Below are 14,426 nucleotides of genomic sequence, written 5' to 3'. Positions count from 1 at the left end.
AGGAGAATAATGACCGGCGATCGTTCACGTCCTTTTCCGCTCTCCGCTGCCCAGCAGGGAATTTGGTACGCGCAACAGTTGACCGGATCGACACCCTTTTCCAACGCACTCTGCATCGATCTGCGCGGCGCGCTCGATATCGATCTGCTGATGGCCTCGTTCTGGCGCGGGGCGGGGGAGTTGGAGGCCGCCCGCCTGCGCCTGATCGAATCGGACGGCGCCGTGGTGCAGGTGATCGACCGGCCCCTGGACGAGCCGCTGCGACTGCTGGATCTGCGCTCGGAGGCCGATCCCGTTGCCGCGGCGCAGGAGTGGATGCGCGCGGAGTACACCAGCCCGGTCGATCTGCAACGTGATCGGCTGATCGCGACCGCGGTGCTGCGCATCGCGGAAGACCGCTGGTTCTGGTACGTGCGTGCCCATCATGTCGCCATGGACGGACTCGCCGCCACCACCCTGCTGTCCCGGGTCGGTGAGCTGTACACCGCCGCGGTGGAAGGTCGGGAACCGGCCGCCGCCCGGAATCAGGGGCTGGCCGAACTGGTCGCCGCCGACGAACAGTACCGGGAGTCGGCGCGTTTCGAGACCGACCGGGAATTCTGGCTCGAACAGCTACGGGGACTCCCGGCGCCGGTGAGCCTGGCGGATCGCAGTGCGCAGGCCGACGCGCATCCGATCTCGGTGAGCGGGGTGCTGCCCGCCGAAACCGGTGCGCTGCTCGACGGTGTGGTCAAGGCCGCCTCGACCAATCCCGCCGCGGTCATGCTGGCGGCCTTCGGCGTCTTCCTGGGCCGGATGACCGACAGCGACGATATCGTGCTGAGCCTGCCGGTCTCGGCCCGTGTCACCACCGCCGCACTGCGCTCGGGCGGCATGCTCGCCAATACGCTGCCGTTCCGAATCCTGTTGGGGCCCAACGTAACCACCGGCGAACTGATCGGCGCGGCGCAGCGGCGGCTGATCGAGGTGATGCGCCGCCAGCGCTACCGGCAGGAGGACATGTTCCGCGATCTCGGCCGGTCGACCCCGCAGACCCAGGTCTTCGGACCGTATGTCGACCTGATGCTGTTCGATACCACCATTTCCCTGGGGCCGATCCAGGGGTACTGGGAGGTGCTGACGCCCGGCCTGGTCTCCGATCTGTCGGTGAGCGTCTACTCGGCCGCGGAATCCGGGGCGACCTGTGTCGATTTCGTGGGTAACCACACGCTGTACACCCCGGAAGACCTGGCGCGGCACCACGATCGGTTCCTGCGCTTCTTCCACGAATTCCTGCGCGCGGCCGCCGATCCCGGCACGCGCGTCCGCGATATCGATCTCCTGGCACCCGGGGAACGGGATCGGGTGCTGCGGCAGTGGAACGACACCGCCGTGCCGATCGCACCGGCGACGCTGGTGGACATGTTCGCCCGGCAGGCCGGGGCCACCCCCGAGGGCATCGCCGCGATCGATGGGGAACGCCGAATCACCTACCGGCAGTTGGATATCCGCGCGAACCAGTTGGCAGCGGTGCTGGCCGGACAGGGCGCGGGCCCGGAGAGCATTGTCGCGGTGGCGCTGCCCAAGAGCATCGAGTTGCTCACCGCGATCGTGGCGATTCTGCGGACCGGCGCGGCCTACCTGCCCCTGGACCCGGCCTCCCCGGCCGAGCGCATCGCCTACATCCTGGCCGATGCCGAGCCCGCCCTCGCCGTCATCGACGACTCCACCGCCGCACTCGTGCGCGGGGCACAGGTGCCGCGCCTGCACATCGACCGGATGCCCGATGGCTCGGCCACCGCGCCACCGCGCGCGCCGCGTCCGGACAATATCGCGTACATCATCTACACCTCCGGCACCACCGGAAATCCCAAGGGCGTGGCCGTGACCCACGCCAATGCGATCTCACTGTTCGCCAGTACGCACTCCTGGACCGGTTTCGGCGTCGAGGATGTCTGGACCTGGTGCCATTCCCAGGCATTCGACGTCTCGGTCTGGGAGATCTGGGGTGCGCTGCTGTACGGCGGCCGGGTGGTCGTGGTGCCGCGCGAGGTGGCGTACGCCCCCGCCGAGCTATGGGATCTGATCGTCGAACAGGGTGCGACCATCCTCACCCAGACGCCCTCGGCCTTCTACGCGCTGCTCGAATCCGGGCGCGCCGAGGCCGCGCTGTCCGCGCTGCGCATGGTCGTGTTCTGCGGTGAATCCCTGGACCCCAGCCGGTTACGGCGCTGGCAGCCGGACGGCGCGCCGGGTCCGCTGCTGGTGAATATGTACGGAATCACCGAGACCACCGTGCACGGCACCGAAGGGCCGCTCACGCCCGCGCACCTGCGCGGTGAACTCGGTGTCAGCCCGATCGGCGTCCCGCTGGCCAATGTGCGTGTGTACGTGCTGGATTCGTGGCTGCGGCCGGTCCCGGTGGGTGTGGCGGGCGAGCTGTACATGGCGGGGAACCAGGTGGCCCGCGGATACCACGCCCGCCCGGCCCTGACCGGATCCCGTTTCGTCGCGGACCCTTTCGGGGCCGGTGGGCGGATGTACCGCAGCGGCGATATCGTCCGCTGGACGGCGGCGGGTGCGCTGGAGTACATCGGGCGCAGTGACGAGCAGGTCAAGATCCGTGGTTTCCGCGTCGAACTCGGTGAGATCGAGACGGTGCTCGCCGCCCAGGACGCCGTGGCGCAGGCCGTGGTCACCACCCATACCCCCGCACCGGTCACCCCGGAGGCGGCCCCGGCCGCCCAGCTGGTCGCCTACCTCGTCCCCGATGCGCGTACCGCACCCGTGGCGGCCAAATGCCTGGAGCTGCAACGCGAAGGCGCGTTCGAGGCGGACTGGCTGCACGAGCTGCCCAACGGCATGCCGATCGTGGGCCGGAACCGCTCGAATATCGAATTCCTCTACGAGGAGATCTTCGAGCGTGAGGAGTACTGCCATGCCGGGCTGACGATTCCCGCGACCGGATACATCGTCGATATCGGCGCGCACGTCGGCATGTTCTCGATCTACGCGAAACGGAAATCGCCCGCGGTCAAGATCTTCGCGGTCGAGCCGATGCCGGAACTGCGCAGGATGTACGAGGCCAATTCGGCGCTGCACGATCTCGATGCCACCCTCATCCCGTATGCCATCGGCGCCGAGGCCGCCACCGACACCTTCACCTACTACCCGGAAATGTCGCTGATGTCGGGGCGCGGTTCGGACAGTCGCGTCCAGCACGACATCCTGGAATCTTTCCTGCACAACGAATTCCACTCCGAGAGCCAGGAGCTGGGGGAGAGCTATGTCGATCAGCTGATCGAGGACCGGCTCGATTTCGTCCAGGTCGAGGTGCCGATTCGGAGTCTGTCGCACATCATCGGCGAATACGGCATTCCGCGCATCGATCTGCTCAAGCTCGATGTCGAGGGCAGTGAACTCGACGCGTTGCTCGGTATCGAGCCCCGTCACTGGCCGCTGATCGATCGCATGTGCATCGAGGTGCACGATGTGCGGGGTCGACTCGCCGCCATCGAGGAACTGCTGCGCGGGCATGGGTTCTCGGTGCAGGCGGAGGTCTCGCCGAATGTGATGGGCACGGATCTGCACATCGTGTACGCGGTCCGCGGTACCGCCCAACTGGGTGCGTTCAGTGTCGACGGCAAGGAGACAGATCTCCTCGCCCCACACGAGAAGTGGAGTGCCCCGGCATTTCTCGGCAAACTGCTGCGCGAGCGACTGGCCGACCGGCTGCCCGCCTACATGGTGCCGGATGTGATCATGCTGCTGGACGCGCTGCCCCTGACGGTGAACGGCAAGGTGAACAAGGCCGCCCTGCCCGAGCCGGTCGCCGCGCGCGCGGTCTATCGCGCTCCCGCCACGCCGGTGGAACAGCTGGTGGCCGAGGTGTTCGCCGAGGTGCTCGGCGTGGACCGGGTCGGTCTCGGCGACGACTTCTTCGAACTGGGCGGAAACTCGTTGTCGGCCACCAGGTTGTCCGCGCGCCTGGCCGAAGGTGCGGGGGTGCCGGTCGCGGTGCGCGATATCTTCGACCGCTCCGCGGTCGGGGAGCTGGCGGGCCTGCTGACCGCACGGGTGGCGGGGATACCGGCGCTCTCCGCGAGCCTACCGCTGGGACCGCGCCCGCGACCGGAACGGATCCCGCTGTCCTATGCCCAGCAACGGATGTGGTTCGTCAACCGCTTCGATCCGGCGTCGGTGGCCTACAGCATTCCCATCGTGCTGCGCCTGCGCGGTGCGGTGGACACCGCCGCGCTGGCCGCGGCGGTAGGGGATCTGCTGGACCGTCACGAGGTGCTGCGCACCAGGTATCCCGATATCGACGGCGTACCCCATCAACTCATCCTGCCGGTCGCCGAGGTCGTCGCGACCGCCGAGGTGAATCTGACCCCGCTGCCCGTGCGCCCCGAGGAGCTCGCGACGGTGATCGATGCCGCGGTGCGGGTGGGTATGGATGTGGCGCACCAGGTTCCGGTGCGCGTGCGGCTGCTGGAGCCGGCGCCGCAGGAGTGCGTCCTGTTGCTGGTGGTGCACCACATCGCCGCCGACGGCTTCTCCATGGCGCCGCTGGCGCGCGATCTGGGAACCGCTTACCTCGCCCGATGTGCCGGGCGCGCGCCGGAGTGGTCACCGCTGCCGGTGCAGTACGCCGATTACGCGCTGTGGCAACGGGAGTCGCTCGGTGCTGCGGCCGATCCGGAATCATTGCTCGCACGCCAGCTCGGGTATTGGACCGGGCAGTTGCGGGAGCTGCCCGAACTGGAATTGCCGACCGATCGACCGCGGCCGGCGGTGGCCTCGCATACGGGGGCGACCCACGGCTTCACCCTGGATCCGGAACTGGTCGCCGGTGTGCGGGCGCTCGCCCACGCGCGCGGGGTGACCGTCTTCATGGTCTTCCACGCGGCGCTCACGATCGTGCTGTCACGCTTGTCCGGGAGCGCCGATATCGCCATCGGTTCACCGGTCTCCGGGCGTGGCGTCGCGGAGCTGGACGATCTGATCGGCATGTTCGTCAATACCGTCGTACTGCGCACCCGGGTGGACGAGTCGGCCTCGTTCGCGGAGTTGCTGGCGGACCTGCGCGGTGTGGACCTGGATGCGTTCGCGCACACCGATATTCCCTTCGAACAGGTGGTGGAGGCCCTCGATCCGGTGCGCAGCCAGGCGCACCATCCGCTGTTCCGGGTCATGCTGGCCTTCCACAATCTCGATCGGGTCCGGCTCGAACTGCCCGGGGTGGTGGTGACGGCCACCGGTGCGGAGACCGGGATCGAACGCTTCGATCTGACCTTCACCCTGACCGACGCCCCCGATCGCACCGGCGCGGTTCCGGTCGAACTGGGTTATGCCACCGACCTTTTCGAGGCGAGCACGATCGCGAGGCTGGCCGATCGGCTGCTGCGGGTACTGCGCGCGGTGACCACCGCGCCGGAAATCCGGGTGCGGGATATCGACCTGCTCCCGGTGTCCGAGCGGGAGCTGCTGGTGCGCGAGTGGGGGCTGCGGGGCCTGGACTCCCGATATGAGCCGATGACGCTGCCCGGCCTGCTGGCGGCGGCGGTCGCGGAGCCGGATCGGGTCGCCGTCGTGGACGGAGACCGCCGACTCACCTACCGGGAACTGGATGAACACTCCAATCGTTTGGCGCGGTATCTGATCGAGGCCGGTGTCGGCGCTGAATCGGTTGTCGCGGTGGGTGTTCCGCGCTCGCTGGAATGGGTGCTCGCGGTGTGGGCGATCGCCAAGTCCGGGGCGGCCTTCGTCTCGGTCGATCCGGCGCACCCGCTCGAGCGGAACCGCTACGTCTGCGCCGATTCCGCTGTGCGGGTGGGTATTACGCTCGATCGGCATCGGCCCGCCCTCCCGATGGCGGGTTCGTCATGGCTGGTGCTCGATGACCCGGACACCGCGGTGGCGATCGCGCGCTGCTCCGACGGCGCGGTGACCCGCGCACCGCGGGCGGCGAATATCGCCTACGTCGTCTACACCTCCGGCTCGACCGGTCGCCCGAAGGGTGTGGAGGTCACGCACGCCGGTATCGCGGCGGTGGTCGCCGATCATGTGCGCCGGTGCGGCGTGGACGCGGATTCGCGCGTGCTGGCCGTGGCCGCGCGCACCTTCGACGCGGCGATTCTGGAACTGCTGCTGGCGGTGTCACGGGGTGCGGCACTGGTGCTGGCCCCCGCGGACGTATATGGCGGGCAACCACTGTGGGAGCTGCTGCGCGCGCAGCGGATCAGCCACGCGTTCCTCACCCCTGCGGTGGCGCTGTCGCTGGATCCGGCCGGCCTGGACGCATTGCGCGTGGTGCTCACCGGCGGTGATCAATGCTCACCGCAACTGGTCGCACGCTGGTCCGGCACCGATGCGGCGGGCCTGCGGCGGGTGCACAACCTGTACGGCCCGGCCGAGGCCACCATCTGGGTGACCGGTACGGAACTGCGGCCGGACGCCCCCGTGACCATGGGTTCGCCCATCGCGGGGATGGGCGTGCTGGTGCTGGACGGCTGGCTGCGTCCGGTTCCGGCCGGGGTAGTCGGGGAGCTGTACGTCTCGGGACCCGGTGTGGCGCGCGGATATCGGGGACGGGCGGGGTTGACGGCCGAGCGCTTCGTGGCCGATCCTTTCGGCGCGGCGGGTGAGCGGCTGTACCGGACCGGTGACCTGGTCCGCTGGCAGTCGGGTGAATCCGATACGGGCACACTAGTTTTCGTCGGCCGATCGGATTTCCAGGTGAAGGTGCGCGGTCAGCGCCTGGAACTCGGTGAGGTCGAGTCCGCTCTGACCGCCCTGCCGACGGTGGCGCAGGCCGTCGTCGCGGTGCACGCTCCGGCCGAGGGCGACCGAGTGCGGTTGGTGGCCTACGTGGTCGCCGCCCCGGGGAGCACGGCCGATCCGGTGCGGATTCGGCAGGCGATGGCCGATCGCCTGCCCGGCTATCTGGTGCCCGATATCGTCATGCCGCTCGATTACCTGCCCCTGACCGGCAGCGGCAAGGTGGATCGCCGCGCCCTGCCGGAACCGGTGCTCATCTCCCGTGAGTACCGCGCCCCGTCGACGCCCGCCGAGGATATCGTCGCCGGCGTTTTCGCCGAGGTGCTCGGGGTGGAACGGGTGAGCGTCGACGACGACTTCTTCGCCCTGGGCGGCGATTCGATCGTCTCCATCCAGGTGGTGGCCAAGGCGCGGGCGCGCGGTGTGGTGTTCGGTCCGCGTGATGTCTTCGAACAGCGCACGGCGGCCGGACTCGCGCTGATCGCCGCCGCCGACACCGGGGCGGCGGCCGAACCGCCCGGCGGTGGGGTCGGCGCGATGCCGTTGCTGCCGGTGGCACGGTGGATGATGGAGTGGCAGAACGGTTTCGACCGCTTCGAACAGCATATGGTGCTGCCGCTCCCGGTCGGGATCACCGAATCCGCGGTGGTCGCGGCGGTGGCCGCGCTGCTGGATCGGCACGATGTGCTGCGCTCTCGGCTCGAACGCGATTCCGCGGGCGAATGGTGCCTGGTGGTCGGTCCGCGGGGCAGCGTCGAGGCCACGTCTCTGCTGCACCGCGCGGGGTTCGACGCCGAGGCCGATGAGGTCGAGACGATCGCCGCCGCTGTGGATACCGCTGCGCGCGAACTGAATCCGGCCGATGGCAGCATGGCGCGGTTCCACTGGCTCGATGCGGGAGCCGCCGCCCCCGGTCGGTTGCTGGTGGTCGTCCATCACCTCGCGGTCGACGGGGTGTCCTGGCGCGTCCTGGCCCCGGATCTGCTGTCCGCGTTCGAGCAGCTCGAATCCGGTGCCGAGACACCGGTATTGGCTCCGGTGGGCACCTCGGTACGGCGGTGGGCGCACGGGCTGGCGGCCGAGGCCGTGCATCCCGCACGCGTTCGCGAACTGGACCTGTGGCGATCGATGATCGCCGGGACCGACCCCGCCTGGGGCGGACGCGAACTCGATCCCGAGATCGATACCGCCGCAACGCTGGAACAGGTCGACCTGCGGCTGCCCGAGACGGTGACGCGATCCTTGCTGTCCCGGGTTCCGGCGGTCTTCCACGGCAGGGTGAACGACGGTCTGCTCGCCGGTTTGGCCGTGGCGGTGGCACTGTGGCGTGCGCGGCGCGGTGTGGACGAGGCGTCGGTGTTGCTGCGCCTGGAGGGCCACGGTCGTGAGGAGCAGGTGATCGGCGGTGCGGATCTCTCGCGCACGGTGGGCTGGTTCACCTCGATGTTCCCGGTCCGCTTCGACCTGGCGGGTATCGACCTGGCCGAGGTGCGCGCCGGCGGTGCGGCGGTGGCGGCGGCCGTGCTGTCGGTCAAGGAGAGGCTGAACTCGCTGCCGGACAGGGGAATCGGCTACGGACTGCTGCGCTACCTCAATGCCGAGACCGCCGCGCTGCTGCCCAACCGGATGCCGGGCCGGATCGGCTTCAACTACCTGGGCCGCGTCTCGGGCTCCGAGGCCGGTCTCATCCGAACCCCGGCTCCCCGGGATTCGGGGATGCCGGTGACCCTGGCCGTGGATATCAATGCCATTGTCATCGATGACAGTTTGCGAGCCGAGCTGAGGTTCCCGGGCCTGCTGCTGGACCGCGCCGAGATCGAAGAGCTGGCGCTGCTGTGGTCGCAGGTATTGACCGCGATCGTCGAGCACGCCGAAAACCCCACCGCGGGTGGACATTCCCCCTCGGATTTCCCGCTGGCGGAACTGGTCCAGTCCGAGGTGGTCGCACTCGAAAGCGCCTACCCGGGGCTCACCGATATCTGGCCGGTGACACCCTTGCAGGCCGGACTGCTATTCCACGCCGAACTGGCCGGGGCCGATGACGAGGCCGATACCTATATCGCGCAGATGGTGTTGCGCCTGCACGGTCCGGTGGCGGTCGATCGCCTGCGCGCGGCCGCACGGGCGCTGCTGGATCGGCATCGGATCCTGCGCGCGGCCTTCGCGACGACCGGTCGCGGTACGAAGGTGGCCGTCGTCCGCGATGGCGTCGAATTGCCGTGGCAGGTGGCGGATCTCACCGACAGCCCCGACCCGGACACCGCGCTGGACGCACTCGCCGCCACGGAGAAGGCGCACCGGTTCGACCCGGCCGCCGCTCCGTTGATTCGCTTCACCGTGGCCCGGTTGGACGCGGATCGGTGGGCGCTGATCCTGACCAACCACCACCTCATTCTCGACGGCTGGTCCTACCCGCTGCTGGTCACGGACTTGTTCACGCACTACGGCAGCGGTGCCGCCGCACCCGCCGGATCGTATCGAGACTTCCTGGCGTGGTTGGCAAGTCGCGATCGGGATGCCGCGCTGGCCGCGTGGACGCGGGCGCTCGACGGTGCCGAGCCGACCCTGGTCGCCGACGGCGCGGTCGACGGCGCGGTGGCCGAGGAATGGATCACCATCGATGCCGCGGTGGCCCGCGACTTGGCCGCGACCGCCGCCCGCACCGGGGTCACGGTGAATACCGTGCTGCAATCGGCGTGGGCAATGATGGTGGCGCAGTTGACCGGCCGCGCCGACGTGCTCTTCGGGGCGACCGTATCGGGCCGTCCGGGCGATCTCGCCGAGGCCGAGCGCACCATCGGGCTGTTCGTGAACACCATCCCCACCCGGATTCGACTGGAACCGGCCGAGACCGTAGCGCAGCTGTGGACCCGGATCCACCACGAGCAGGCCGCCCTACTCGACCATCAGCATCTCGCCCTCACCGATATCCACGCTCTGACCGGCAGCGAGAATCTGTTCGACACGGTTATGGTGGTCGAGTCCTATCCCATTGACATGCAACACATTCGGCGGATCACCGGCGAGGGTGAGCTGGAGATCGCCGGGGTGCGGGCGACCGATTCGACGCACTACCCGCTGACGTGCGGCATTACCGTGCAGGACGGCCTGCGCATCCGGCTCCAGTACCGCTCCGGTGTCTTCGAGGCGTCCACCATCGCGGTGCTGGCCGAACGTCTGGCCCGGGTTCTGCGCGCGATCACCACCGATTCGACCGTCCGCGTACGCGATATCGACATGCTGGCCGATGCCGAATGGCGGCAGTTGCGGGACTGGGGCCGGGGTCGTACTCCCGCCTCGCCCGCCATGACGCTGCCGGACATCCTGGCCGCGGCGGTGCGCGCGGGTGCCGAGCGCATCGCCGTGATCGACGGTGACCGGCGGATCACCTACCGGGAACTCGATGAGCGGTCCAACCGCCTGGCACGCTTCCTCATAGCACAGGGCGTGGGTCCGGAATCCGTTGTCGCGGTAGGTGTTCCACGCTCGTTGGACTGGGTGCTGGCGGTCTGGGCCATTGCCGGGTCCGGAGCCGGATTCGTCTCACTGGATCCCGGGCATCCGAAGGATCGCAACAGCTTCATGTGCGCCGATTCCGGTGTCCGAGTGGGTATTACGACTACGGAATACGTGGCGGCGCTGCCCCGGGACGAGATGTCCTGGCTGGTGCTCGACGAACCCGCCGTGGCCGCGGGGATATCGCAGCACTCCGAGCAGGCGGTAGCCGATTCCGAGCGGCGCTCGGCCGTACGCCCGGACGGTACCGCGTACATCGTCTACACCTCCGGTTCCACCGGTCTGCCCAAGGGCGTTCAGGTCACCCATACCGGTCTCGCGGGTCTGTGCGAGGCGCAGCGTGCGCGGTTCGGCGTGACCGGGGATTCGCGGGTGCTGAGCGTGGCGGCGCGCACCTTCGACGCCGCGATCTTCGAACTGCTGCTGGGGGTCTCGGGAACCGCGACCCTGGTCATCGCCGCGCCGGAGGTCTACGGGGGACAGCAACTCGCCGATCTGATGCGCGTCCGGCGCGTCAGCCACGCGGTGCTCACCCCCACGGTGGCGGGCGGACTCGAACCCGAGGACCTCGAGGACCTCGAGGCACTGATCGCCGCGGGTGAGGCGTGCCCGCCCGCACTGGTGGCGCGCTGGTCGCGCACGGACCGCGCGCGCCGACGCCGGGTGTACAACCTGTACGGTCCGGCCGAGGCGACCATCTGGGTGACCGGTAGCGCAGCACTGCGCGCGGGCGAGCCCATCACCCTGGGTTCGGTCATCGACGGACTCCGCGTAGTGGTGCTGGATGCCTGGCTGCGCCCGGTTCCCGCCGGTGTGCTCGGCGAGCTGTACGTCTCGGGTTCCGGTGTGGCCCGCGGCTATCGGGGCCGGGCGGCTCTGACGGCCGCACGATTCGTCGCCGACCCGTTCGGCGCGCCCGGACAGCGGCTGTACCGCACCGGTGATCTGGTGCGATGGCTGCCCGGGACCGGGACGCTCGAGTTCGGCGGCCGCGCGGACCTTCAGGTGAAGGTGCGCGGCCAGCGCCTCGAACCCGGTGAGATCGAAACGGCCCTGACCGCCCTGCCCGATATCGAACAGGCGGTGGTGGTCGTGCATCCGGGTGAGGCCGGTGCGCGACTGATCGCCTATGTCGTCGCGCGGCCCGGCCCGGTGCCGGACCCGCTGCGGGTACGGCGCGCGGTCGGCGAACACCTGCCGGGATTCATGGTGCCCGAAGCGGTCATGGTGCTCGACGAACTGCCGTTGACGGTGAACGGCAAGGTCGACAGGACCGCCCTGCCCGAACCCGCCGTCGAGCGCGCGTCCTATCGGCCGCCGGTCTCGGCGACCGAGCGGATCGTGGCCGGGGTCTTCGCCGAAGTCCTCGGGGCCGAGCGCGTGGGCCTGGACGACGAATTCTTCGCTCTGGGCGGCAACTCGCTCTCCGCGACACGTGTTTCGGCCCGGCTGGCCGACGCCGCGGGCGTCACGGTGACCGTGCGAGATGTCTTCACGGCCGCCATGGTCGGTGAACTCGCCGCGCTGCTGGACACACGCGAGTCGAATGTGGCCGGGCCACGGCTGATCCCGCGTCCGCGCCCGGAGCGTATGCCGCTCTCCTTCGCACAGCGGCGCATGTGGTTCGTGAACCGATTCGCCCCGGAGTCGGTGGCGTACAGCATTCCCATGGTGCTGAGCCTGCGCGGTGCGGTGCGGGTCGAGGCGCTCGCGGCGGCGCTGCGCGATGTGCTGGTCCGGCACGAGGTGCTGCGCACCAGGTATCCGGATGCGGACGGCGTGCCGTACCAGCAGGTGCTGCCGCCGGACGAACTCGCCGATGCGGAGCTCGATCTCACCCCGCGGGTGGTGACGGCCGAGGACGTGCCGGACCTGATCGCCGGGATCCTGTCGGCGAGTTTCGATGTGGCACGGGATATTCCGGTGCGGGCCCGACTGCTGTCGGTGGCCCCGGACGATTTCGTTCTGGTCATGGTGGTGCATCACATCGGCGCGGACGGTTTCTCCATGGCTCCGCTGGCGCGTGATCTCGGTGCGGCCTATGCGGCGCGGTGCGCCGGGCGGCAACCGGACTGGGCGCCGCTGCCGGTGCAGTACGCCGATTACACGCTCTGGCAGCGTGAACTGCTGGGCGCACCGGATGCGCCGGACTCGCTGCTGTCCCGCCAGCTCGGCTACTGGGTCGAGCAACTGCGTGACCTGCCCGAGGTGGTGGAATTGCCCGCCGACCGGCCGCGCCCGCCGGTGGCCTCGCATCGCGGCGCCACCCACGGCTGCTCGATACCGGCCGATGTGGTCTCGGGTGTGCGGGATCTCGCCCGCGCCCGGGGCGTGACGACCTTCATGGTGTTCCATACCGCACTGGCTATCGTGCTGTCGCGCCTGTCCGGCAGCGCCGATATCGCCATCGGCTCACCGGTATCCGGTCGTGGCGCGGCCGAATTGGATGATCTGGTCGGCATGTTCGTCAATACCGTCGTCCTGCGCACCCGTGTGGACGAGTCGGCGTCCTTCACCGAACTGCTGACCCGGGTGCGCGATACCGATCTGGCGGCCTTCGCGCACGCGGAGGTCCCCTTCGAGCAGATCGTCGAGGCCCTCGATCCGGTTCGCACCCAGGCGCACAATCCGCTGTTCCAGGTCATGCTCGCCTTCCACGATCTCGACCCCGAGAGCATCGCGCTGCCCGGGATCGAGGTGACGCCCGTGCGCGTCGAGGCCGGCAATGAACGATTCGACCTGACCGTGACCGCGGCCGACACCCCGGATGCGCACGGAACCATGGCGCTCGATATCAGTTACGCCACCGACCTTTTCGATGCCGATACCATTGCGACCCTGGTGGATCGCCTGGGCGCGGTACTGCGGGCGGCCATCGCCGATCCCGCCGTGCCGGTGCGCGATATCGATATCGTGTCGGACTCGGAGCGTCGGCGGCTGGTGCGCGACTGGGGTGCGCAGGGCGAGCCGAACCCCGTGGCCAGCGCCACGCTCCCGGCATTGCTGGCCGCTGCCGTGGCCGCCGATCCGGCGGGCGACGCGGTGCTCGACGGTGACCGCCGACTGACCTATCGCGAGCTGGATGATCGGTCGAATCGATTGGCGCACTACCTGATCGGGCACGGCATCGGCCCCGAGTCGGTGGTCGCCCTCGCGCTGCCGCGCTCGCTGGAGTGGGTGCTCGCGATGTGGGCGGTCACCAAGACCGGAGCCGCATTCCTCTCCCTCGATCCCGCGCATCCGCTCGACCGCAACGCCTTCCTGTGCGCCGATTCCGGTGTGCGGACCGGTATCACGGCCGCCCGCCACATCGGGTCGATCCCGCAGGAGGGGGTGTCCTGGCTGGTCGTCGATGATCCGTCCGTCGCCGCCGGTATCGAACGCTGCCCGCGGGACGAGGTGACCGACGGCCATCGGCACGGCGCGCTGCGCGCGAACAATACCGCCTATCTCATCTACACCTCGGGCTCCACGGGACGTCCGAAGGGCGTCGAGATCACCCATACCGGTCTCGCCGGTGTCGCCGCCGCCCACCGCGACCGCTACGCCGTCGACGCCGACAGCCGTGTATTGGGCGTCTCCGCACGCACTTTCGACGCCGCCATGCTGGAGATCCTGCTCGCCGTACCCGGCGGCGCGACCCTGATCCTGGCCCCCGAGGACACCTACGGCGGCCCGCCGCTGGCCGAACTCCTGCGCGCGCAGCGCATTACACACGCCTTCCTGACACCCTCGGTGGTGGCCTCGCTCGACCCGGACGGATTGGACGACCTGCGTGTACTCACCGTCGGCGGCGAGCACTTCTCCCCGTCACTGGTGACGCGCTGGTCCCGCACCGACACCGCGGCGGCCCGCCGGTTCTTCAATACCTACGGTCCCTCCGAGACCACCATCATCACCATGATCAGCCGCGAACTGCGGGACGGTGCGCGGCTCACCCTGGGCACCGGCATCGCCGGAACCGGTGTGCTGGTGCTGGATTCGTCGCTGCGCCCGGTCCCGGTCGGCGTGGTGGGTGAGCTCTGGCTGTCGGGTCCGAGCCTGGCCCGCTGCTATCGCGGCGCGCCGGGGCTCACCGCCTCGCGCTTCGTGGCCAATCCGTTCGGATCGCCCGGACAGCGGGTGTACCGCACCGGAGACCTGGTGCGCTG

General features: G+C 69.3%; 1 protein-coding gene (cut by a window edge). It reads left to right on the top strand.

Annotation, left to right across the window (positions count from 1 at the left end):
- Positions 1 to 9 precede the first annotated feature (9 nt).
- Positions 10 to 14,426, top strand: partial view of a non-ribosomal peptide synthetase gene (locus NA10_RS05430; protein ID WP_067564260.1) — the 5' portion only. 13,876 nt of this gene lie beyond the right edge of the window; 14,417 of the gene's 28,293 nt are visible here — the first part of the coding sequence; the start codon lies at positions 10 to 12; the stop codon falls past the right edge of the window.

Origin of the sequence: Nocardia acidivorans NBRC 108247 (assembly GCF_001625085.1) — a bacterium.
In the GTDB taxonomy this organism is placed as follows: domain Bacteria; phylum Actinomycetota; class Actinomycetes; order Mycobacteriales; family Mycobacteriaceae; genus Nocardia; species Nocardia acidivorans.
This window is presented reverse-complemented; position numbering and strand designations above follow the sequence as displayed.